Source organism: Fibrobacter sp. UBA2449 (genome assembly GCF_002342555.1).
Taxonomy (GTDB): Bacteria; Fibrobacterota; Fibrobacteria; order Fibrobacterales; family Fibrobacteraceae; genus Fibrobacter.
Genome location: NZ_DDQF01000002.1, coordinates 79,819 through 103,003, shown reverse-complemented (window position 1 = coordinate 103,003; position 23,185 = coordinate 79,819). Strand labels below are relative to the sequence as shown.

Below are 23,185 nucleotides of genomic sequence, written 5' to 3'. Positions count from 1 at the left end.
TAAATTTCAACCCTCCGAGATTCAAAACCGCCACATAAAAACTAAATTTCAAAACGATGCGTAAACTACTTATCACTTTTTTACTTCTGACTGCAGCGGCCTATGCGGCCGATTTTGAACGCTCCAATTGGCGAGCCCAGATGTACTTGCAGGCAGAACCTGCCTTTGTTCACTTTGAGTCAGACAAGCCCCAATTGCTGAAGGAACCCATCGACGAAGAACGCCTCACCGTCCCGATGAGCGTGGGTTTCTTGTTCAGCCCCCTCTACACTCCGCTCTTCAAGGCCGACATTCCGTTCACCATTTGGCTTGGCGCCGAAGTGAACTCCATCCAGTTCCGTGAAATCGCAAGCGACCCCGCCTACTGGGGTGTAGATGACAATGGCAAGCCAGACCACAGCGAGGACCTCACGCCAGCCGGAGAGGGACGCACGCTTTCGTTCCGTGCCTACGCCCCGTCCGTAGTCGGTGGTTTCTCCGTAAACCTCGCCGGAGATTTCGACCTGCGCGTGCTCGGCGGTTACGGCATGCACTTCTTCACGTTCATCGACAACTACTCCACCAGTACGAAGGACCACACGGAAATGCTCCCGACGGCATTCGTCTCCGGAGCGCTCGAATACCGCATTACCGAAGTTTTCCAGGATGTGGACCTGAAAATCGGCGTAAACGTACGCAAGGAGTTCCTCCCCTACGAAGACCTGAAGGCGACCAATCCCTACAAGTACAACAAGGAAAACCCGACCCCCTCTTCCGGCTATTTGGGAATCACCTTCGACAAGATTTCTTACAAGTGGCCCGTGCGTATCGGACTTGAGCTTTCGCTCGACTTCGGCCGCGAGAGCCACCGCGACCGCCGCATGCGCTTCAACCTGCGCGACCGCGACCAGGTGCTGCGAGACAACAGCGAAGTCAAGGATACCCTCAGCGACTGGGACTGCATGGCCATCGAGCGCGACTACCGGTTCTTCCTCGACGAGAACGGCGACCTGCCCGACATGAGCGACGCCTATACCAAGACCCAGTTCTCCGACGTGCTCGAAAGCTTCCTCGCGTTCTGTCATCCGGCAGACCTCGCCACCAAGGAAAAGCTCTACGCGACACTCGATTCGGGCAAGGTCGAACTGAAGGAATACCAGGTTCGCCAGGAAGATTCCCGCTTCGACCAGGTCATGGCGTCCAACGACCCCGAAATGCTCGAGATGTTCCTGCAGTACTACCCCGACTCCCCACGTAGGGGCGAGGTCGAGGCCAAGATCCGCACCCTCAGCGAATACCACAAGTTCCGCGAGATCCAGGCCCAGAACACCTTCAAGGCCTACCTCTCCTACCTGAATGACAATCCGAACGGTGCCTTCCGCGACGAAGCCGAAGCCGGAATCTTCGAACTCGTCCGCAACAGCAACCGCATGAAGGACTACGAGATTTACCTCAAGCGCTTCCCCAACGGCAAGTATGTCGAAGAGGCGAAGGCCGCCCTCAAGGGTGCAAACAGCAGCGCACCTTCCCAGATAGAATACCAGGCTCCGGAATACGTCGAACCTCCTGCAGAGGAACCGGCGGTCGAGGAACCCGAAGAAGAGGCCGAGGAAGAAGAGGAAGAAGCTCCCGCCAAGGTCAAGAGCAAGAACAAGAAGAAATCGAAGAAAGCCGCCAAGGCCGCAAAGAAGAAGAAAGCCAAGTCCAAGAAGAGAAGATAGGCCTTGAAAAAAATCGCCATACTCGCAGCCCTCGCGGTCTCACTCGCTTTTGCAGCCGGGACCGCCACCGCCAGCCAGGCCGATACGACAACGACAATCCAGACCGTAGACACCGCCAAAGTCGGCATCTACGACCAGGTCATCGGCTGGTACAATGACAACCTCAACTACGGGACCATAGCACTGCTCATGGCGGTGGAGTCCTCGTTTATCCCCTTCCCGTCCGAACTCGTGGTTCCGCCTGCCGCCTACAAGGCAATGCAACCGGAATCGGGACTGAACATCGTGTTCATCGTGATATTTGCGACCCTCGGGGCTCTCGCGGGCGCTTTCATCAACTACTTCCTCGCAAAGCTCCTCGGCAGGCCGATTGTGTACAAATTCGCAGACAGCCGTCTCGGCCACTTCCTGCTGCTGGATTCAAGCAAGGTGACCAACGCCGAGAGGTTCTTCCTCGAACACGGAGCAATCTCCACGCTCGTCGGCAGGCTCATTCCCGCCATCCGCCAGCTGATCTCGATTCCGGCGGGCCTTTCCAAGATGAAGCTCTGGGCATTCACGCTCTACACCGCCATAGGCGCGACCTTCTGGAATATCATCCTCGCCATTCTCGGTTACATCGCGCACGGGCAGAAAGACCTAATCCAAGCCTATAGCCACGAGCTTTCTATCGGGCTCGTTGGGCTCGGCGTATTGTTTATCGGCTACATGACCTGGTGCGCGCTCAAGCCGAAAAAATAGAAGGCGTGAAATCCGTCATTTCACACCTCACACTCCACGCTTCACATTAGTTAAAAGTCGCAGTTCTCTTTGCAGCGGTTGTTTTCGAAAATCGCCTCGAGAGTCTTTACGCCCTTGGTGAAGCGGCGGTACGGCCCGTTGCGCAGTCCGTTCTCGAACGTCATCTCTTCTTTGATTGCGCCCAGTTCGTCAAATATTTTTGCAACGCCATGGATACGGCCGTTCACATACGGAATCTGGCGCCACAGGAGGCCGCGCTCGTTCCACTCCTCGCTCATGCCGTTCAGCACGCCCGCCTTGTAGATTTCTCGTTTTTTCTTCCGGCCATCCTCGTAATAATCCGTCGTCGCACCTTCCTCCACACCGTCCTTGTAGCCTATAGTCTGCCACAAGTGGCCGTTCTCGTAATAGCTCCTGAACACGCCGTCGAGCTTGCCGTTCTTGTACGGGGCCTCGATAGCGATCTTGCCATTCGGATGATAGCTCACGGACAACCCCTCTCGTATATCGGTTCCCTTCTGGAGCGTATAGATGCGCGAAAGGGCTCCATCCGCAAACGTCTCGCGGACCGTATCAAGAGTAGCCTCGTTCTGGGGTGCGTCAGGCTTCTTGACCGCCGCCTTTTTGGGGGCAGCAAAAGCGCAAACGCAGGCACAACCTAGAAGTATCACGGAAATTTCTTTTCTCATCAACGATAAATGTAGTTTTATCGTCGAGAATTATGTATTTTGCTGTTGCTTATGCGTATTACTTTTTTGAATCCTCCGTTCCATCCGATGTTCAGTCGCGAGTCGCGCAGCCCCTGCGTGACCAAATCGAGTACACTTTACTGGCCCATGTTCCTGAGTTACGCCGCCGGCACTGCCGAAGCGGATGGCAACGAGATTCAGCTGATTGACAGCCCCGCCATGGAGCTTGACCTGCCCAAGACGCTGGAGGGCATCAAGAAATTTGACCCGGCGCTTGTCATTTGCAGCACGAGCACGCCGAGCATCTTGAACGACCTCAAGGTGGTGCATGCCATCAAGGACACCCTTCCGAACACGAAGGTTGCCATCATGGGAACGCACGCCACCGCCGAGCCGCTGGAATCCATGGAGATGGAGCCTTCCCTCGATTTCGTGATTATCGGCGAGGCGGACTACACCGCGAGGAACCTCGCAAGGAGCCTGCGCGGCGACGGTGTTCCCGTAAACCAGATTGCGGGCCTTGCCTTCCGCAAGGCGGATGGCACAACCGACTTCCAGCCCGAAGGCCCGAAGATTGAGAACCTCGACGAGCTCCCGTGGGTTTCGAAGGTCTACCGCAAGCACCTGTATAGTTGCTACAAGAAGTATTTCTACGGTGCAAACCTCAATCCGCTGATTGTGATTCTCTCAGGTCGTGGTTGTCCGAACCGCTGCAGCTACTGCGTGATTCCGCAGACGCTCAACGGCCACAAGTTCCGCCGCCGCACGCCGAAGGACGTGGTGGACGAACTGCAGTACATCAAGGACAATTTCGAGGACCTGGGCGAAGTTTTCTTCGAAGACGACACGTTCACCGCAAGCCACGAGCACGTTCGCGAAATCTGCAACCTGATCCTGGAACGCGGCCTCAAGATTACGTGGAGTTGCAACGCCCGCGCCGATGTGCCGCTGGATTTGCTCAAGCTGATGAAGAAGGCGGGCGGCCGCGAGATGTGCGTGGGTTTTGAAAGCGCTTCGCCTGTGGTTCTTGAGAACATCCACAAGGGCGTGAAGAATACCGACAAGGCAATCGAATTCACGAAGAACGCCCGCAAGGCAGGCCTGCTGGTGCACGGCTGCTTCATGGTGGGTAACCCGGGCGACACTCCGGAGACTCTCCGCATGACGCTCGACTACGCCAAGAAGTTGAACCCGAATACTGCGCAGTTCTACCCCATCATGGCGTACCCCGGCACCGAGGCCTACAAGGAAGCCCTCGAAAGCGGCGCATTACAGACAAAGGATTACAACCAGTGGCTGGACAAGGACGGGTTCCACCGCACCACCATCCAGCGCGGCGAACTCAGCAGCCAGGCACTCGTGGACTTCTGCGACAAGGCCCGCCGTGAGTTCTACCTGCGTCCGAGCTATATTCTGCGTCAGGGAATCATGGCCCTCAAGAACCCGCGCGAACGTTACCGCGTGATGCGTGGATTCGGCACGCTCGTGAAGCACCTGTTCCGCAAGCACGGACAGCTCGCTCCTGTGGCGCGCCAGGCCCCGACGATCAAGCAGTAGCACACGGGTCGCTAACCCTCCGCTCTTTTTAAATCCCGGCCCCTGCGCCGGGATTTTTACTACATTGGCTGACAGAGGTTAGCATGATCCTAAAGGACGCAACAAAAGAAACTACGGACGCACTTTGGAACGAACTCACTGTCGATAAGAACCTGAAATACGGTAAAAGTTCCATTTTCTGGAGCAAGGTCCTATATTTCAACGCAGTCGCCATATTCGCCCTCTTGGCAATCGACTGTTTCCTATTCAAGGACAGTGTCGAGGGGGCGCCCCCGACAACCCTGGAAGACCTTTTCTACACAGTCTCCATTATATCAGTCATTGCCATGGTTTTTACAATTCCGATTCAGTGCTTCAAATTCGGTAAATGGGCATACCACACCCTAAAATTCCAGAGGCTATTCACTGAAACACGTTTTTCGCCCAAGGTCGCCGCCTGTCTTTGCAACCTGATATTCGCAAAAGACCTGTTGATCCGTCAAAAGCAGGCCCTCGAGAGTTACAACCAGGAAGCGGTAATCAATCCCCAATGCCGCTCCTGGAAAATCACTCTCATTATAAAGTTCCTTACCGCCGGATTCACCATCGCTTTTTGTGCCGTCATGGTTATTCTAGCGATTCTACAATTCTTTTTCGCCGCAATACTGCTCTTTGTATTGGCACTCCTGTTTTGTGCCGTCTATCTCGCATGCAGCTTCAAAATCATGCGAGCCATCATGGAGAACGAGCGCAGGCTCCATTCCCTCCTGCTCAATGAACTGCTGAACCGCAAAGTCGATGAAATCCTCGCCCAGCGAGGAAATCAGTAAGCATTTTTACTACTATTATACATACTATGAGTGAAAACTGCCTTTTCTGCAAAATCATCAAGGGAGAAATCCCTTCCAAAAAAATCTACGAAGACGACGACGTTTTCGCCTTCTACGACATCGCCCCACAGGCGCCGGTGCACTTTCTGGTAGTGCCGAAGCGCCATATCGCGACCATCATGGACATGAAGCCCGAAGACTGCGAGCTCGTGGGCAAGATGCTCTACCGCGCACAGCTTATCGCGAAGGACCTCGGCCTCGAAGAGGGCGGCGCCCGTTTCGTGTTCAACTGCAAGGCTGACGCGGGCCAGACGGTATTCCACATCCACCTGCACGTCGTTGGCGGGCAGCAGATGGGCTGGCCTCCGTTCCCGAAGGCTTAATAATCGCGGCGCAGCCGCCATTCTATGATAAAGTCCCGCGCGATAGTCCTGCACCGCTTCCCCTACAGCGATTCCAGCTGGATCGTGAAGGCGCTTACGGAAGAAACCGGCACGGTCTCCTTCATCGTGAAGGGAGGCAAGCGAAAAGATAGCCCGTTCAGGGGGGCGCTCGACCCGCTCGCCCTGTGCGAGATAGTGTATCGCGAGAACCCGAATACGGAACTGCAGTTCCTGAAGGAAGCGAGCGTCATCAACTGGCACGCGCACCTTCGCGAAGACCTGCTCGCCCTCGCGAAGGCGCAGGTGATGGCCGAAATCGTATTGCGGTACGCACCCGCGGGTGTCCCGCTGGAAGGGGAATTCTCCCTGCTGGAAGAGGCGCTCGCGGCACTTGACGTACCCGCGGGCAATGCGCCTGAAGTTAAACTGCCCGCAGATTCCGAAGTTAAACTCCCCGCGCGCAACGCCGCGAACAACAAGTCGGGTGTTTTCGCCCGCTGGCTCCTGGACATCTGCGAACTCTGGGGCTACCACCTGGACATGAGCTCCTGCAGCCGCTGCGACCACCAAATCGAAGGCGCTCCGGCCGATTTCCATCCGGAAACGGGCGCGTTCGTCTGCAAAAGCTGCCTCGGGGTCGAAACTCCCCGCGCTCGGCCCGAGACGCTCGCCGGTTTCGAGGCGCTGCGCACCGGCAGGGCCATCGCGCACCCGGAATACGTCGAGAACGCGCTCCTCGCCTACCTGCGCAGCCACATCGGGTTCATGCGCGAAATAAACTCGCTCAAGTTCCTGAACGAGACGCGCAAACTGTTCCCTGACGTGCGCTAGGAAGTAAACAGGCGCGAAAAAGCCATCCGTGCAGAAAAAAACTATCTTTTACACGCTGTGAAAAGCGCTGTTCACAGAAAGCGCGGTTTATAAGCGCGGTTCATAAATAGGAGATGCTATGCTTACTGCGGAAGATATCCGCGCCTTGAAGGGCACGGGCAAGAAAGTTTCGATGATTACCGCCTACGACTTCGCGTTCGCCCAGATGGCAGAAGCCGCCGGAGTCGACCAGATTCTCGTGGGCGACAGCCTTGCGAACACCATGCTCGGCTACAAGAGCACCCGCGAAATCGGCATGACCGAAATGCTCATCTTCGTCGCCGCCGTCTGCCGCGGCGCACCCAACACACACGTGGTGGCCGACATGCCCTACAGAAGCGACAAGGATCCGCAAACCGCATACGATAACGCTAAGCGCTTCATGGACTTAGGTGCAGCAAGCGTCAAGCTCGAGGGCACCCCCGCAGGCGTCATCGAATACCTGCGCAGCAAGGATATTCCCGTCTGCGCACACCTCGGGCTGCTCCCGCAGACCGCCGAGAACTTCAAGCAGAAGGGCAAGACCGAAGAAGAGGCCCGCGCCATCGAAGACGCCGCCAAGTTCGTGGATAGCCTCGGCTGTTTCGAAACCGTACTCGAGCACATCCCCGAAGAACTCGGCAAGAAGATTACCGGCGAAGTGAAAAGCGTCACCATCGGCATCGGCGGCGGTAAATTCACCGACGGACACGTGCTCGTGATGCACGACGCGCTCGGAATGCACCAGAAAAAGCTCCCTCCGTTCGCGACGAAGTTCGTCGACATGTATTCCCTGGGCGTAGAAGGCTTCCGCAAATACGTGGAGAGCGTGAAGAACGAAGCGTAACGCACCGCAAAGAGAAATTTTTCTCGACGCAAACCCAAAAAGTTGTCTCCGCATAGAAAAAATTCTCGAATGACTGAAAATTTTTCTCTCGCGATTGAAAAAAAATTCTGGTGAAAAGAAAAAAATCTCGTCGATGGCGGGATTTTTTTGCAAGTGTTACGAAAATCACAAGTAATCCTTTGAGCATCATCAACTTACAATCAAAAAATATTGTATGGTGCAAAAAATGCCAAATCGTCTGGAATGCCCGTATTTATTGGGCTCGCGCCATTTTACATACAAAGTAATTTTATTTTCCTATAAGACTTTTTTTCTCGATTGTCAATAGACTTTTGAAAAAAAATGAAAAAAATTTTAAAAAGGTGTTGATTTTTTGTGAAAATAAAGTTATTTTAAAGTCATCAAATCATTAAACCCTCAAAAAAGGAAGAATACAATGGCTACAACAAAGAAACCCGCTGCTAAGAAACCCGCCGCCAAGAAGGCTGTCGCCGCCAAGAAGCCGGCCGCCAAGAAGGCTGCTCCGGCCAAGAAGGCTGTCGCCGCTAAGAAGCCCGCTGCCAAGAAGCCGGCCGCCAAGAAGGCTGCTCCTGCTAAGAAGGCTGCCCCGGCCAAGAAGGCTGTCGCCGCTAAGAAGCCGGCCGCCAAGAAGCCGGTTGCCAAGAAGGTTGCCGCCAAGAAGCCGGCAGCCAAGAAGGCTCCTGCTAAGAAGGCCGCTGCCAAGAAGTAATTCTTACAGTGCTCTCTTTTTGGAAAGGACTCGCATCTCGCGAGCCCTTTCTTTTTTCTTATTGCTATCTTTACCGCATGATTTCGGAAAAAGACCTCGAAGAACTCCAGAAAATTCCCCTAGACGAACGCGTCAAGCGCGTTGAGAAACTGCTCGAAGCAAAGGAATCCCCCCGCGGATTCGAACTCGGGCTCCTGCTAGCTCTCAAGATGGGCCAGGAAATCCGCGAGAAGAAGCCCCTCGGAAGCGAATCGGGCGAACTAGTCGCCAGCTGGAACGGAAAGTATTCCGAATACGTCATCGAGGAAGCCATCGCGTCGGCCAAGGAATTCCTGTTGCACCCGGCGAATATCGCCGAGAAAATCAAGGCGGGAATGAAAAAGTTCGAACAGAAGCCCGCCGAAGAGGCAAACGGAAGCAAAGAAAGATCCCCGGACACGCCGGGGATGACAGGTGGAGAAAGCGAGGGCCATAATGGATAACAATCTCCAGGCCACCATCGATATCGGGAGCATGAGCTGCATCATGCTCATTGCCGCCTTCGAGAGCACCCAAGGCGAAGAAGGCCAGGATCCGCGTCAAGTCCTGGTCCCGAAACTCCAGAAAGTCAAAATCTGCAAGCTCGGCGAAGACATCTACGAACACGGGCGCATTTCCGAAAAGAAAATCGAGGAACTTGTCGCCGTCATGACATCGTTCCGCATGGACCTTCACGCCCTCGGGGCCGACATCAAGGCCGTGGCCATGACCGAAGCCATGCGCAGGGCCGAAAACCAGGACGAAGTCATCGATGCGGTCGAAAAGGCGCTCTGGTTCCGCCCGCGCATCATCAGCGGCGAAGAAGAGGGCAAGCTCACCTACCGTTCCGTGAAGGAATGGCACGGCGAAGGCATCGTCACCATCGATATCGGCGGCGGCTCCACCGAACTCAGCAACGGCGAGACCACGTTCTCGATTCCCGTAGGCGCGCTCAAGATGTTCAAGGCGATGGGCCCCATCCCCGGCCCCGAATACAAGAAATTCGTGAAGGAGACCTTCAAGGAAGTCAGCTTCAAGGGCATGACGAAAAAGCCGGTCTACCTCATCGGCGGTACAGGCACCGCGCTCGCCATGGTGTTCCTGAACAAGCAACAGTTCGACTACAAGGCCATCGAGGGGCTCGAAATGAGCATCGCCGACCTCGACGCAGTCACCACGCGCATATCGAACCTTTCGAAGGAGCTCCGCGCGATGCTCCCGGGGCTCGAGAACGGCCGCAGCGACGTCATCATCTGCGGGCTCTTCTGGCTCAAGTCGCTTTTGGAAAAACTGCGCGTAGAAACCTTCCGCATCAGCACCGCGGGCATCCGCTTCGGGCTCCTGTACCCGCCGGAACCCGAGCCGGAAGCTAAACCGAAAGCAAAAAAAATTCCGCCCTGGCTCAAGAAGAAGGAAGAAGAGAATTCTGCTGAAGAATCGGAAGGCGCCTAGGCTTCTACGAGTGTCGCGACAAGGCAAGAATCCTTAGTCGCACCGCTCCCCGCGAAATCGATATCCTGCCCGCGCTTCCAAGCAGTGCGGGCTTCCTTATGCACCGAACTGACGGCAGCAAGCACATCCCGCGCAAAGGAGTCAAGCGCGAACTCGCTGTAGTTGGAACTTACCATGATGAATCCGCGCGGATTCAGAACCTGCGCGCATTCCGAAACAAGCGGCATCAGGTGTTCACGCACGTTGAAGTTGAAACCCTTGAAGCGCGCAAAGCTCGGCGGATCGAGCACAATACCGTCGAACTTGAGTCCCTTCTTGATGGCCCAGCGCACATATTCGAGCGCGTTCCCGCGGAAAAATTCGCCAGGACGCAAGTCGAGCCCGTTCAGCGCGTAGTTTGCGCGGCCCTTGTCAAGAATCTTGCCGCTGATGTCGGCGTTGGTGGCGACCGCAGCACCCCCGAGGCGCGCATGCACCGAAAAACTGCACGTGTAGCTGAATAAATTGAGAAAGCGCGGGCCTTCACTTGTCATCGCACGAAAACGTTCCTCCACCTCGAGGCGTACGTGCCGCATGTCGAGGAACAGCCCCGGATTGACGGTGTCGAGCAAGTCCACATGGAACCGCGCATTGCCTTCGCGCACCGTACCTACGGCAGCATCGCGAGTCCCGAAAGCAACCTCCATGGGCGCGTTCTCTAGCGACTTGCCCGAACGCGAAAGCCTCTCCTTCACAATGATGCAGGCCGGTTCAAACACCGCTGCCACAGCATCCACGAATTCGCGACGACGGGCAAGCATTTCGGGTCCAAAGAACTGCACCTGGAACCGGTCACCGAACCTGTCGAGCGTAAGCCCCGGAAACCCGTCGGCCAATCCGTTCACGATGCGATAGGCATCCGTCACCGGAAACAGCGGCGAACGCTTTTCATTAGCAACTTCTAGGAGACGACGCATGGAAAACTCCGCGTCTAAGCCTTGTCCATCGACTTGATCTGGTCCACGAACTCGCCCACTTCCTTGAACTCGCGGTAGATGGAGGCGAACCGCACGTAGGCGACCGCGTCGAGCTTCTTGAGTTCCTGCATCACGAGGTTCCCGATGGTATCGTAACCCACTTCGGAATTGTCGTTCACCGGCAGGGCGTTTTCGACACGGGTCGCCAGTTCCTCGATATCCTCGGATGTAATCGGGCGCTTCTTGCAAGAGTTCATGATGCCGCGAATCAACTTTTCACGCTGGAAGGGTTGCTTTTCGCCGCTCCTCTTCACGACAGTCAACGGCTGGAGTTCAATATACTCACGCGTCGTGAACCTGCGACCGCAGGCCAGGCATTCACGCCGTCTGCGGATGGCGGTTCCACTCACGCGGCTATCGACCACCTTGTCGTTGTCGTTCTTGCAAAAAGGGCAGATCATGGCTAGAATATATTATTTTGCGGCGGCCGTTTCAAACGCCTTGCCGAGTTTAGCGAGCGCTTCGTCCACTTCCGCGGCGCTCACGTTGAGCGGCGGCAGCATACGCAGCACGTTGCCCTTGGCAGAGAGCACCATGAGATGCTCGGCCCGGGCGGCAGCGATGATGTTACCCACCGGCATGGATTCGTCGAGGGCAACACCGAGAATCAGGCCTTCGCCCCTGATTTCCTTGGCGAAGCTGTACTTTTCCACAAGGGCTGCCAAACCAGCCTTCAGCTGGGCAGAACGTTCGGCGACATTCTTGAGCAGCCCCGGAATCTGCTTCACGACAGCGAGACCTGCGGCGCAGGCAATCGGGTTGCCGCCGAAAGTAGTACCGTGGTCGCCAGCCTTGAGCTGGTCGGCAATCTTCTGGCGCAGGAGAACCGCACCGAGCGGAAGACCGCCACCGATTCCCTTGGCAAGCGTTACGAGGTCCGGATTCAGGCCGTACTTTTCAAAACCGCAGAAGGTTCCGAGCCTGCCCACACCCGCCTGCACTTCGTCGACGATGACGAGGCAGCCGTATTCCTTCTGCAGGCTGTTGATGGTCTCGACCATTTCCTTGGAAAGCGTCATCACGCCGCCTTCGGCGGCCAGCGATTCCAGCATGATGGCACAGGTATTGCCATCCACCTCGGCCTTCAAGGCAGCGCAGTCATTCCAAGTCACGTGAACGAAGTCGCCCGGCATGGAGCCGAAGCCTTCCCTGATAGCCGGCTGGCCCGTCGCAGAAAGCGCGGCGTATGTCCTGCCGTGGAAGCTGTTCACGAACGTGATAATCTTCTGCCTGTTCTTTTCGCCCTTCCGATCGAAGTACTTACGTGCAAACTTGATTGCACCTTCGTTCGCCTCGGTACCCGAGTTGCAAAAGAACGCCTTGTCGAACTTGGTGATTTCAAGGAGTGCCTTGCCGAGATTAATCTGCGGGTAGTTCGGGTAAAGGTTGCTGATGTGGTTGAAGTGGTTCATCTGTTCCACCACCGCATCCTTGATGGCCTGGTTCTGGTGACCGAGCGCGTTCACGGCGATGCCAGCCACGAAGTCCAGGTACTTGTTGCCCTGGTCGTCATAGAGGTAAGAGCCTTCGCCCTTCACGAAGTTGATGTCTGCCTTGCCGTAGAGCGGCGCGATAATTTGTTTGTCCTGTTCGAGCAGGTTAGCGCAAGATTGTGCCATAGTTTAAATCTCCATTAATTTGTTTACCAAAGTGTTCCGCGTCCTTCCATCCCACAATGTGGATGCTCTTGAGTCCTCGTCGGATTGACTTGAAACTCTCGCGGACTTTGGGAATCATACCGCCGGAGATGACGCCAGCTTCGATCAGCTTTTCGGCGTCCGCTTCGCTCAGTTCGGGAATTACATTCTTGTTTTCGTCCATCACGCCCGGCACATCGCTCACCAACACGAACTGGTCGGCCTCCAGCGCCACAGCCAGTTCGCTTGCAGCCGTGTCGGCATTCACGTTCCAACTCACGCCGTTACCGTTAGCGTCAGGACCAATAGAAATCGGGCTCACCACGGGAACAAACCCCGCACCCCAGAGTGCGGTCACGATGCCGGGGTTCACCTTCTTGATTTCGCCCACCAGGCCAAGGTCCACCTTGCCCTGCTTCTTTTCCACCTGGAACAGGTTTGCATCTACGCCCGAAATACCGACTGCACCGCAACCGTTGTTCAGGAGCATGCGCACAAGCTTCTTGTTCACGTAACCGGAGAGGGTCATCTCGACCATCTTCATGATGCCGGGAGTAGTCACTCGGAGACCGTCAATGAATGTCGGTTGTTCCTTGAGCAAGGCAATGTTCTCGTTGATGTCCTTGCCACCGCCGTGGACCACGGCCACCTGACAGCCTGCACCTGGGAGTGTAGAGACTGCCGACACAAAATCAGCCAGCTTAGCTTCGTCGATTGCCAGGCTGCCACCAATTTTTACAACCACTTTTTTCATCGCTCGGTTTGTTCCTCTCGAGTTTTGCCTTGCAAGGCAGTGAAATTACGCGCAAAAATAAAAAAAAGAGGCCGCAGCGGCAATGTTTTTATTATATTATACCCATAATTCAACCAAAGACACAAGAGGTATATTATGGCAATCACGAAAGTTTGGCTCGACGAATCCAACGACGAGTGCGTTTCCTGCGGCGCCTGCGAAGCTACTTGCGACGCAGTGTTCGAAGTTCCCGAGAAGATGAAGGTCAAGGAAGGCGTCGACTATTCCGCTTACGAAAGCGAAATCAAGGACGCTGCTGACTCCTGCCCGGCAGGCGTGATCAAGTACGAGTAACCATTAGGGGCGCAAGGCGTCCGTAACCAACTCTAAACTTATAAAGCCCTGTCTTCGGACAAGGCTGTTTTTTATTTGAGAGGCAGGAAATTGTCGCAACTTGTCTAGCACGGGAAATCCAGCGATTGTATATTACGGGCACAAGGAGATCTCCGAGTCCGAGGTTCTCACCATCAAGACGAATCTTGCAACGCAGGCAGTGAAGTAAGGCTACATAGAAGTCCAAGTAAACGGCGAGGCCAAGGAAGAAGATTACAAATGCGGTGCGGCTAGGCTCATCTAGTCCTTGAGACAACGAACGCTAAACCCGTAGTCCTTGTAGTCTTCGGCCAGGGATGCAATGTCGCCCCCGCGATACAAGTATATGTGGTTCGCGTAGTAGTCATCGTATTCAGTAGAACTCCAAAAGATCGCATAGGTGCCCTCGTCGTAGTAATTCCCTTTGAAGCTCGGGTAGCCAGCAGGCAACGCCGAGAACGAGAAGGCGTCCGTGCCGTTGCCGTCTTTCTGCCAACCGGATGTGGATTTGAGTTTTGTACCGTCGCCCGGTGAACCGCCGACAGCGCCGAATAGGGTACTCCACTCAGAAGATTTTTCATTTTTTCCTCTATATAAGTATTCTTTTATTTTACTCATAGAAAGTAAACGGAACAGTTACTGTCGTTTCGTTTGCGACATTTCCATCATCACATTTAAATTTGCCAAAATTCCAGCGGCTCACAGCGGTCTTGATTTCATTGTCAAATTCGCCGTAACCGGTCGTAGAAGAAGCAATGGAGATGCTGATGATTTCGCCACCCGGAGCAATCGTAAACCTCAAGGAAACCACACCCTGAAAATGTGGTTGCAGCTTCAGAAACTTGTTGTAGATGTGACGCAGACCAGGCATTCTCTGACGCACAACCTCCATAATGTCCGATGCACTACGACTACATGAATTATCCGTAACTTTGCAAGCATTTTCTGCATCTTCTTTTTCCTCCTTATATTTTTTCTTGCAAATCGATCTTTCATAACTTCCTGTAGGGAGTGTTTTACATTTATTAAATGTATTCTTAGCTTTAGCTACCGCAGCCTTACAAGCATCGTGTGAAGACGATTCCGTTGCATCCCCTTCATTAAAATCGGCACTTTCTTTCTGGTCGTTGTCGTTAGCATTCCCCGATAACAAGCCAGCCAACCCATCTCCTACATTCTTTTTTTCATCCTGAACGCAACGGACTGGATACCACATCGAAATTGCTTTTTTTTGTGGAGCAACATCAAAACCATAATCAGCATGCGGTGCTCCCAAAAATGCATAAGCAACCCCCTCTGGCACCGATTGTTGCAAAATGGCATCCTCTGCAGAGTTCCATTGCATCGAAGATGTCCAAAAATAGGCGTATTTTCCTTCATCCATATAAGCACATTTAGCATCCTGGGCTACTACGCATCCACCTGAAGGTTGTGCATTGAATCCGTATTTATCTGTTCCATTCCCGCTCGGTTGCTGGTAGGTGTTCCACCCTTTTTTTGATTTAAGGTCTATGGAATTTCCTGTATAATCCAATAATTTTTTAAATTCTGCAGCACCCGGCAAACGCCAACCATTAGGGCAAGCGGTTGTTGCAGCGGCCATCGCCGAATAATATCGGCCATATTTTTTACAATTCGCTTTTTTCCCGTTACCGCCAAAAATCAAACAATCATTTGTGCTCCCAGGATTTCCGTTTCTCTCGTTTATCTCGAAATCTAAGTTCTCCGCCATCCAGACTTGGTCGCCAATTTTTACAGTCTTGTATGTTTTTCCATCGCGAGGATCTTTCATCGTTCCTTTCTGCTGAGCCGCAAAAGAAACTGATGTGCACAAGGATGCTGTAAGAGCCATGATGGCAACACCTAATTTTAGAATATGCATTTTTTACTCCTTAAAAAAATTGTCAATCTTTGAGACAACGGACATATTGACCAAAGTTCTTAAAGTGAACGTCTGGATAAGCATCACCGAAATCATAGTACATGTTCATGCCATATGCGTAGATGCTATCGTTCTCAGAAGAACTCCAGAAAAACATGGCGGCATCCTCGTAGTCGGTCGATGAGCCTTCAACTACATTGAACAGGGTGATCAACTCCGTCAATGAAGGCAGATGCCAGCCACTTGGACATACGCCGCGCACGGGGTATGTCGGCGAACATGCCTTGCCATAACCGCAACCCTTGCCGTTCGAACTCCATGTACCAGCACTATCCATCGCAGTCGCCCATCTGTAAAATCGACCATAATTGGAGCAATTACTTTCATCGTTGTGGTGGCAGAAGCTAGAGTCCGCTTTGTAATTTAGGTTTTCCGCCATCCAGATTTGCACGCCAATCTTTACCGTTTTGTACGTCTGACCATCGCGGGAGTCGGTCATCGTCCCAAGACTTTTACTAGAAGATGATTCGCCAAATAAACTACTACTCGATTTCTCGGAACTATTTGACATTAGAATTTCACTGCTAGATGACACAAGAACCGACGATGATGAAAGGACCTTAGAAGACGATGATTCGACGATACTGCTAGATGATTTCTCAACAGAACTCGATGATTTTACATTTGAAGAAGACAATGACATCAACGAACTGCTGCTGGATTCGTCTTTTGAACTTGAAACGCCACTTTCCACAGCATTACGAGCCGCACGCCATGAAACAAAGTCTTCATCCATCTGTGCAACATAATCAGTACAGGCCACGAAAAGAATCGCTAATAACAAAAAGCAAAGACGACGTATGTTACGCAAACTCAACACAATCAATCCTTGAGACAACGGACACTTAGCGCATCGATATAGCCTTTGTAATCCAAGAACGCTTGCTCGTTGTAGAAGTGCAGTTGCATGTAGTAGTAGTTTCCATATGGAGCGCTCGAGACACTCCAGAAATACGCGTCAACGCCTTCGAAGGCAAAGTCTCCGCTCTTCCAGCCAGCGGGGAGCGCGGAGAAGCCATAGGCATCCGTTCCATTGCCATTGACGTCACAATTGGACACACAGATTTTTGAGCCATCGATATCAGTATCCCAACTAGACGTGGACTTGAGTTTTGTTCCTGCAATTGACCGTCCGCCAACTGCCGTGAACAAAGTTTCCCATTCTGTTGTACTTGGCAGATGCCAGCCGCTGGGGCAGGCCGTTGTCGCCGCAATCCATGTGTAAAGGCGACCGTACTTGGTGCATTTTGTCGCATCGTTGTTGTAGCAATAACTGCCTTCAGTTTCGTAGTTCAGGTTCTCCGCCATCCAGGTTTGCGTTCCTATTTTAACAATCCTGTAGGCCTGGCCGTCGCGGGAATCCCTAAAAGAATTCGAATTGACAGCAGCAACGCTGCTGGACGACACCGGAACAGAAGACGAAGAAACAACCATAGAGGACGAGGATGCCGCGGCACTGCTACTGGATCTTGCGCTGCTGCTAAATACCGTAACAGAACTCGACGATTTTTCATCTGAAGCAGACGATTTCTGCACCGAACTGCTACTCGACTTGACCTGCGAACTGGAAGATGGTTCATCCTTCGTCAACCGTTCCTCTTTCCACGCTTCAAAGTCCTCATCCATTTGCGCGACATAGTCGGTACAGGCAACAATAGAAATGGAGGCAACTGCGGTGGCAACCCATTTCGTAATATTAAAAAAGGCACTTCGCATAAACACCACAACCTACCTAGAACGCAAAACTTATGCCTATCCCGATGGCACCGACAATGGCAATTCCGATTCCTACACTGCGGAGAGTCTGTCCTGATTCCGCATCTTTGCGGTTCTTCTTAAACTCCGACTCTGTCTCGTATTTTTTCTCGGATGCGGACTTCGCCTGGCTGTTCCCGATAACGGCCAGCACAACGCCTGTCACCGCAGCCGTGACGCCAGTGCCCAGCAAAATCTTTCCAGCCGCACCGCTGCCGTCATTTTTCACCTTCGACGGCCTGCCCTCCCCAGCCAAGAATTCATCATCGCCATCCAATTCTGCATAGGCCGCCTGGGCGCGCAAACGGGTCTCATCGATCTCAAGTCCATCAGGGCTATGAGCAAGTTGGTGCGTCACCTGTACATCTTCGTGCCACTTCGGCCGCACATCGACCTTCTCTGTCCAGCCGCTTCCCACTAGTTCCACCTCGGCACACATCGGCACCTCTCCCGCATAAGGCGTACTTCCCGCTTCCATGCCATCGATACGCACGGTCACCGACTGCGGTTCGCCCTTGAATTCCGCATTGAGTTCAAGCCCGCCCATGCCTCGAGCCATCATCCTGTCGAAGAGTTCCGTTTTGTTCTTCGCTATCGACACCATAAATTCCATCGGATCATAGCAGGGATGTGATATGCGAACCTTGTGTACACCGGGGTCAAGTTCAATTTTCGCATCTTTCTTCTGGTTTCCATCCACAGAGATGGACAATTTCCCTCGACTCTCGGCGTTACCTTCAAATTCAGGATTTACCACAAGCCAGCCGAATGCCGGAGTAAGCGAGAACGAAATCTTCCTGTTATTCTCTCTCACATCCACAACCTGTTCGCCATCGTCGTAACGGTCCTTGGAAACAACAAACCTGTGGCTACCGGCCTCCACCAGCACCTTGCATGGAGTACTCAAGCATTTGGAATCCGCCCTTCCATCTATGGTAGGCACGGCACCCTTCGGTTCGCTAGTAATTTCTACAATAAACTTCTGTTTGCCCGAATAACTGTAATCGCCAATGGAACCGACTGAGCCAATACCACCTAGCCCGTCAAACCCAGTCGATTTGCTTTTCGCACTCCTAAAGAAGTCTGGCGCCTTCTTCTTGATAATGTCGAGCAAGGCGTTCACGTTCTTTCCCTGTCCATTGAAGCTCGAAACAAGCTTGTTTCCCGCGGTCTCGTAGAGTTCCGCCGAAAGTGTGAGCGAGCCACCAAAACTGCCGACACGCGCCTGGCAAATATAGTCGGCGGAGATATTCTTCCCGGTTTCCACAAGGCATTCCCCTTCGCAATCCTCGATGGCCTTGCCCGGCGGCAACATCTGTAAGATGTTTTCGCGGGTCATAATGGTGAAGTTCTGTTCGGCAGGAAGTTGCTTCACGGCCTCTTCACGCAGGACATTCGTCAAATACTGCCTGTCAGAGAGTTTGACCTTGTCCTTCGCGGTGGGATCCGCCATTGTTTCCAGAACAGCGACATGTGCCGCGAACGCAGGAGCCGCAATCAACAGGAAAAGAAATGCAAAAAACTGACGTCTCATAAAGTCCTATTTGTCTCGTACGCAGCGGACAGAAAGCGGGGCTTCATCCGGATAGTTCCAAATTCCAATACCTTCATACTCATACGTTCCCCCTTCCGTGTAATACAAGGAAAAAAAGTCATGCGAATCAGAAATATTCCAGCTGTTAGATGAGCACCAAAAATAGGTGCCATATCCCATAAGCCTGAAGCGAAAACCTCCCTCTCCATTTCCTGTCACATCCCCAGCGGGAACCGCCGAAAAGCCATACAAGTCCAATCCATTACCATTCTTATACCATCCTTTCTTGGAATTCAACATCTGAATCAATATTCTCTCTTTCGCTTGCCGAAGCCTCCAGGAGGCCGCTTCAAGGGGTTCAGAAACAACCGACACGACTAATTTATCGAAATCGCCCTTGCTAGGAAGCCTCCACCCCGAAGGGCAAGCCTTCATCGCGGATGCCCAATCGTAGTATCGTCCATATTTCTGGCAATTACTCTCTTTATTTTGGTAACAGGGGCTATTCCCAACCTTAAAGGCCATATTTTCTGCCATCCAGATCTGATCCCCAATAGTCACGGTCTTATAGGTTTTTCCATCCCTGGGGTCCGTCATCGTGCCCTTGACAACGCTTGAAGGATCGACATACCCCGATTTACTCGTCTTGACTCCTTCCTGGTCGCAAGAAACCAACGCCATGACAAGCAAAAACACAAAACCAAGAAAACAAGGCTTCTTATTCATTTCAATTCCTTTTTTACAAAAATAATATTTAACGGCAACCATTGTTGCCTTCATACAAACAAATATTGTCAATATTCCCTTTTACCGAGAAAGGACGGACTCGTACGTCGCCCTTATCCACTCAGGGCTGCGGGCGCGGGTTTCGATGCTCACGCGGTCGATGACGCCATTCCAGGTTTCTGTCCTGATTTCGTCGCCCCCCACGCGGAACGGAACACTGCGGTTCAATTCGTTCGGCACGAACTCGCCTGCAAATTCGGTACCGTCGCTATCAGCAATCGCTACGGGCTCGCCGTTCACGTACATGCTCACGCGATGGTTCCTGGAGACGAGCACAAGGAACGCCCACTCGCCCACGGGTACGGAAGTCGAATCCCCGAAGAACACCACCTCGGGGTAGCCGGGCATGCTCTTCATTACGGCGAACGAACCGCGATTCACTTCGTAGTGCCACTGGAACCTTGAGGTAGAATCGCTCCAGTAGGCGCGCTGGCAGAACAGCACCTGATGCTCGCCGTTGGGGCCGTTCCACTTGGTCCACAGCGAAAGCGTGAAGTCGCCACCGGTCGGGTTTAGCGTATCGAGGTCGATATACTGGCCAGCACCGAGCAGCACGCCCTTGCCGCTCACGCCATCCACGTAATTCACACTGTCAGCAAGTCTGCCGTCGTGGTTGAACACGTACTCGTCGCCATTCATCTCAATATTCACGGTTGTCCAGCCGGTATCGGACCAGCGAACATAATCGGTATGGTAAGAGTTAAACCCGTACGCATCCGCAAGCATAGGCAGGTCAGGGTTCCAGAGGAATCCGTCGTAGTTTTCAAGCTGCGGCAATACAACGGTATCGCCTTCATCTTGTATGGTAAACGGAATATAGCCCAGCACGGAATCGCTTTCCGAGTAAATTAACTCTTCCTGCATTCCTGGCGGGATAGAATCAAAACTGAACGAACCGTCTTCCTGTATGTCGGCGCTAAGATGCGTCCCGCCGATGTGAACCTTGCCCGAAGTCACACCGGACATGCTCCCGCGCAGGGCCTTGCGCGAACCGATACGGACCTCGGTCGCCTTTTCACCCGGCGGAAGCGAGATACCCGAAAGGGAACCCGACCGTGCATACAGATAAACACCCGAGAACACATTTACCACGCCCTTTGCTGAATCCGCATACTGGATGACAGTCGTTCTCCCATTTTGCAAATAACCATGCAAGTCATTACTTGCCACCTTGAATTCGAACTGCGCATTTGAATCGGCAACAGCCTCCAGCGAGTCCTCAATCGCATAACCGTTATCCCAGTACAGCGAGAGCCGTGCGGCAGGTATCCTGTTGCCCTGCATGTCGACAACAGTCCCCGCAATCTTTGTCGTATCTGGTTCACGTGCAATAGAGTTCCCGATATCGGTAACACCGCCTGCAACATCGTCGCCGTTCGAGCAGGCAAAAAACGCAAGGGAAGCGGCAAGGGCAAGCATCCATGCGCGGCAAATGGCAGGCTGTTTTAGATAAACAAACAAACGTTTCATCTTTCAACCTCCGTTCCGACTTTCTTGCTCATCGGGAACGCCACGAGCATCATCTCGTAAACGCGTTCCACGTTCGTGTCGTTGGACGCACGCGCGATAATCTTCTTGCGGGCTTCTTCGAGGACTTCCACGGCATAATTATAGGAACTTTCGCTCATGGCAAGCGTCGTGAAGGCGGCAAAGCGCTCATCCTTCGGCATGGACTCCACCGCGCCTATCGCATGCTGGATATACTCGCGACGAATCTGCCGGAGGGCAATCGGCGGGATTTCTGCAGCATCAAGCATCTGCGAGGTCTGCACGTAACGTTCGCCCTCCTTTTTCAGGAGGCCCCATTCCAGCAGGTTCTTCACCGCATCGCGCGCCTCTTCCGTAGTTATCTGCGGGGTAAGCGAGCGGGCCAAAATCCGGTAGTCGCCGTGCCACTGCGAATCTGCCGCGAGTTCACGAATTACCGGGTAGTACCACTTGCTGAAGTAGGCCTGCTCGCGCGTGGTGATGTGCGTGAATTCAATCTGCTTGCGGATTTGCAGAATCTGCTTCCAGGCCTGGTCGCGCTCGTCCACCTGCTGCGCCTGGTTGTACTGCACCAGCGCCTCGAAGTATTCCTTTTGCAGGGGCTCGAAATCCATCGCCTTCGAAATCTTCTCGATAGATTTCGGCGTGAGGTTGAACCGCCCGCGAATCACGTTCAGACAGTACGAGGAACTGCTGAACCCCGCCTTCGCCGCAAAGAAACGGTGCGAAAACACGGAGCGCATTTTCTTCTGCTCTTCGAAATAGTCCTGCATGAACTTGCGGAAGTCATCGTAGTCAAAAAGATGTTCCAGCGCGATACTCATGCCCATAAACTACATTATTTTTACACAAAAAGGCCGTTTTTGAGTAAAAAAGCGTGTAAAATGCGTTTAAACTGCAAATTTTTACTACACGCGTTACGCGGCCTGGCGCAAGGTGAACACGACCGAGAGCGGATCCCCCTCTTCGTCCCTCTCGACGAGGATAAACGACAGCTGGACCCTGCCATGCAACTTTCCCTGGCATTCCGCATAAATCATGCTCTGCTGATCCAGACGGGCCGGGAGCGTATTCAAGTCCAGGAACTCGAACATGCGCTGCTTGTCCACGTTTTCCACAAGAGCAAAGACAGCCCTTTCAATGTTCGTCGCAAGATTGTCCTCGTCGCGCACAACATCCGACACAAAGCGGTCGCGCTGCACCACCTCGTAGCTCATGTTCTTGAGATTTATCACGTAGACGCACTGGTACAGGGCCGTAACGGCACGGGTGACACGGTCCTTGTGTTCCTCGTCGCGGTACTTCTGGTCGATAACGATATTGCTGGTATAGATGCTCCTGAAGTGATTCGAAATGCGCTTGCACAGGTAGTATCCGGCAACGCCAATCGCAATGGATTCTATCGTATAGCCTCCCATCACCGCGACGAACCAATCCAGCGGATTATGGAAATCGAGACGGTCGAGGGAACGGAAATCGCTTACCAGCACATTCGACACCAGAATCATCACGTAGTTCATGGCGACGCTTATGAGGTAGATGTTCTTCTCGCAATAGAACAGGCTCACCATGGGCACTAGCGCATAGGTAATATACACCCCGACCTTGGCCATGCACATGAACGTAAGCACGCACATAAAGCCCACAAGCCCCCAGAACACGGTCACGATGCTCAAGGGATAATAGCGGTTCAGGAGTTTCTGCCCAATCGAGAGGAGGATAAGCAAGAGGCTTACCAGGGCGCACGACAAGTACGAGACATCGCAATAACCGAGGAAGCGATCGAGCGCGATTGCAGGGCCCGCAAAGGCACAAAAGAGAAGAATCCTCGACATGGATTCATTCATAGAGCGCCGGTTCTTAAGGACAAATTCCCTATAACGATTGTTTTCGCTACCTTGTTCTGACATATTTTCTCCGCTTGATTATTTGATAAAATAATCAAATTGCATTCAAAGGAACATAATGCAATTATTTTATAACAAAAAAAGGCGTATTCTTACCAAAAAAAGCAGGTTCCACCAAAGGTGGAACCTGCTTTCCAAATCATCGAACGCGAGCTTATTCCCGCGACGCTCGCCTACCGGCCTTGGCGCTGCTACGCAGCGCTAGGCACCGTAGATTTGCCAATGCCGGAACGCAATCGT

General features: G+C 53.1%; 25 protein-coding genes. 11 read left to right on the top strand and 14 right to left on the bottom strand.

The window, feature by feature from the left end:
• The first annotated feature begins 56 nt into the window (after window positions 1–56).
• Complete coding sequence (locus tag B4B27_RS00540; protein ID WP_173382281.1) at window positions 57–1,700, top strand: hypothetical protein; 1,644 nt, start codon at window positions 57–59, stop codon at window positions 1,698–1,700.
• A gap of 126 nt (window positions 1,701–1,826) precedes the next feature.
• The gene (locus tag B4B27_RS00535) at window positions 1,827–2,441 is read left to right on the top strand and encodes a DedA family protein (protein ID WP_349678219.1); all 615 of its coding nucleotides are present in this window, start codon (window positions 1,827–1,829) and stop codon (window positions 2,439–2,441) included.
• Between the two features lie 50 nt (window positions 2,442–2,491).
• On the opposite strand, the gene B4B27_RS00530 is transcribed toward B4B27_RS00535, so the two are convergent.
• Window positions 2,492–3,130 carry a toxin-antitoxin system YwqK family antitoxin gene (locus tag B4B27_RS00530; RefSeq protein WP_173382280.1) on the bottom strand — a complete coding sequence of 213 codons (639 nt, stop codon included), beginning with the start codon at window positions 3,128–3,130 and terminating at the stop codon, window positions 2,492–2,494.
• Window positions 3,131–3,181: 51 nt separating this feature from the next.
• Here B4B27_RS00530 and B4B27_RS00525 point away from each other — a divergent pair, with 51 nt between their 5' ends.
• The 8 genes from B4B27_RS00525 (at window position 3,182) to B4B27_RS00490 (ending at window position 9,775) form a co-directional block, all read left to right on the top strand.
• Complete coding sequence (locus tag B4B27_RS00525) at window positions 3,182–4,687, top strand: B12-binding domain-containing radical SAM protein (protein ID WP_290722605.1); 1,506 nt, start codon at window positions 3,182–3,184, stop codon at window positions 4,685–4,687.
• 83 nt (window positions 4,688–4,770) lie between these two features.
• A complete protein-coding gene (locus B4B27_RS00520; RefSeq protein WP_290722603.1) occupies window positions 4,771–5,496 on the top strand; it encodes a hypothetical protein in 726 nt (241 codons plus the stop codon).
• Between the two features lie 26 nt (window positions 5,497–5,522).
• Complete coding sequence (locus B4B27_RS00515; RefSeq protein WP_173382870.1) at window positions 5,523–5,879, top strand: histidine triad nucleotide-binding protein; 357 nt, start codon at window positions 5,523–5,525, stop codon at window positions 5,877–5,879.
• A 24-nt stretch (window positions 5,880–5,903) separates the two neighbouring features.
• Window positions 5,904–6,710: a DNA repair protein RecO gene (gene recO, locus B4B27_RS00510; RefSeq protein ID WP_290722600.1), complete on the top strand. Its 807-nt coding sequence runs from the start codon at window positions 5,904–5,906 to the stop codon at window positions 6,708–6,710.
• 118 nt (window positions 6,711–6,828) lie between these two features.
• Window positions 6,829–7,575: a 3-methyl-2-oxobutanoate hydroxymethyltransferase gene (panB, locus tag B4B27_RS00505; RefSeq protein ID WP_173382872.1), complete on the top strand. Its 747-nt coding sequence runs from the start codon at window positions 6,829–6,831 to the stop codon at window positions 7,573–7,575.
• 436 nt (window positions 7,576–8,011) lie between these two features.
• Entirely contained in the window at window positions 8,012–8,305 is a 294-nt protein-coding gene (locus B4B27_RS00500) for a hypothetical protein (RefSeq protein WP_173366708.1), read from the top strand.
• A 77-nt stretch (window positions 8,306–8,382) separates the two neighbouring features.
• On the top strand, window positions 8,383–8,787 hold the full coding sequence (locus B4B27_RS00495; protein WP_290722599.1) for a hypothetical protein: 405 nt from the start codon (window positions 8,383–8,385) through the stop codon (window positions 8,785–8,787).
• Complete coding sequence (locus tag B4B27_RS00490; RefSeq protein ID WP_290722598.1) at window positions 8,780–9,775, top strand: phosphatase; 996 nt, start codon at window positions 8,780–8,782, stop codon at window positions 9,773–9,775. Before B4B27_RS00495 ends, B4B27_RS00490 begins: the two co-directional genes overlap by 8 nt.
• On the opposite strand, the gene B4B27_RS00485 is transcribed toward B4B27_RS00490, so the two are convergent.
• The 4 genes from B4B27_RS00485 to argB are packed head-to-tail and all read right to left on the bottom strand — an operon-like array spanning window position 9,772 to window position 13,182.
• On the bottom strand, window positions 9,772–10,731 hold the full coding sequence (locus tag B4B27_RS00485) for a class I SAM-dependent rRNA methyltransferase (RefSeq protein ID WP_290722597.1): 960 nt from the start codon (window positions 10,729–10,731) through the stop codon (window positions 9,772–9,774). The genes B4B27_RS00490 and B4B27_RS00485 overlap by 4 nt on opposite strands.
• A 14-nt stretch (window positions 10,732–10,745) precedes the next feature.
• Window positions 10,746–11,192 (bottom strand): transcriptional regulator NrdR, encoded by a 447-nt coding sequence (gene nrdR / locus B4B27_RS00480; protein ID WP_173366712.1) that lies wholly within the window; start codon window positions 11,190–11,192, stop codon window positions 10,746–10,748.
• Between the two features lie 12 nt (window positions 11,193–11,204).
• Window positions 11,205–12,410: an aspartate aminotransferase family protein gene (locus B4B27_RS00475; RefSeq protein ID WP_290722596.1), complete on the bottom strand. Its 1,206-nt coding sequence runs from the start codon at window positions 12,408–12,410 to the stop codon at window positions 11,205–11,207.
• Window positions 12,391–13,182 carry an acetylglutamate kinase gene (gene argB / locus B4B27_RS00470; RefSeq protein WP_290722595.1) on the bottom strand — a complete coding sequence of 264 codons (792 nt, stop codon included), beginning with the start codon at window positions 13,180–13,182 and terminating at the stop codon, window positions 12,391–12,393. The genes B4B27_RS00475 and argB overlap by 20 nt, the downstream gene beginning before the upstream one ends.
• 135 nt (window positions 13,183–13,317) lie before the next feature.
• Between argB and B4B27_RS00465 the strand changes: the two genes are divergently transcribed.
• Window positions 13,318–13,515 (top strand): ferredoxin, encoded by a 198-nt coding sequence (locus B4B27_RS00465; protein ID WP_073115269.1) that lies wholly within the window; start codon window positions 13,318–13,320, stop codon window positions 13,513–13,515.
• 279 nt (window positions 13,516–13,794) lie between these two features.
• Here the strand turns inward: B4B27_RS00465 and B4B27_RS00460 are convergent, their stop codons facing one another.
• The 9 genes from B4B27_RS00460 to B4B27_RS00420 form a co-directional block, all read right to left on the bottom strand.
• A complete protein-coding gene (locus B4B27_RS00460) occupies window positions 13,795–14,151 on the bottom strand; it encodes an FISUMP domain-containing protein (protein WP_290722594.1) in 357 nt (118 codons plus the stop codon).
• Window positions 14,144–15,415, bottom strand: coding sequence for a TonB family protein (locus B4B27_RS00455; RefSeq protein ID WP_290722593.1), 1,272 nt, complete (start codon window positions 15,413–15,415; stop codon window positions 14,144–14,146). Before B4B27_RS00455 ends, B4B27_RS00460 begins: the two co-directional genes overlap by 8 nt.
• A gap of 22 nt (window positions 15,416–15,437) precedes the next feature.
• Window positions 15,438–16,211: an FISUMP domain-containing protein gene (locus B4B27_RS00450; protein WP_290722592.1), complete on the bottom strand. Its 774-nt coding sequence runs from the start codon at window positions 16,209–16,211 to the stop codon at window positions 15,438–15,440.
• Window positions 16,212–16,297: 86 nt separating this feature from the next.
• Entirely contained in the window at window positions 16,298–17,101 is an 804-nt protein-coding gene (locus tag B4B27_RS00445) for a fibrobacter succinogenes major paralogous domain-containing protein (RefSeq protein WP_290722591.1), read from the bottom strand.
• 106 nt (window positions 17,102–17,207) lie between these two features.
• Entirely contained in the window at window positions 17,208–18,764 is a 1,557-nt protein-coding gene (locus B4B27_RS00440) for a PEGA domain-containing protein (protein WP_290722590.1), read from the bottom strand.
• A 6-nt stretch (window positions 18,765–18,770) separates the two neighbouring features.
• Complete coding sequence (locus tag B4B27_RS00435) at window positions 18,771–19,544, bottom strand: FISUMP domain-containing protein (RefSeq protein ID WP_290722588.1); 774 nt, start codon at window positions 19,542–19,544, stop codon at window positions 18,771–18,773.
• 27 nt (window positions 19,545–19,571) lie between these two features.
• On the bottom strand, window positions 19,572–21,020 hold the full coding sequence (locus tag B4B27_RS00430) for a LamG domain-containing protein (RefSeq protein ID WP_290722587.1): 1,449 nt from the start codon (window positions 21,018–21,020) through the stop codon (window positions 19,572–19,574).
• Window positions 21,017–21,862, bottom strand: coding sequence for a TIGR02147 family protein (locus B4B27_RS00425; RefSeq protein ID WP_290722586.1), 846 nt, complete (start codon window positions 21,860–21,862; stop codon window positions 21,017–21,019). Before B4B27_RS00425 ends, B4B27_RS00430 begins: the two co-directional genes overlap by 4 nt.
• Window positions 21,863–21,955: 93 nt before the next feature.
• Window positions 21,956–22,873, bottom strand: coding sequence for a hypothetical protein (locus B4B27_RS00420; protein WP_173380854.1), 918 nt, complete (start codon window positions 22,871–22,873; stop codon window positions 21,956–21,958).
• Window positions 22,874–23,185 lie beyond the last annotated feature (312 nt).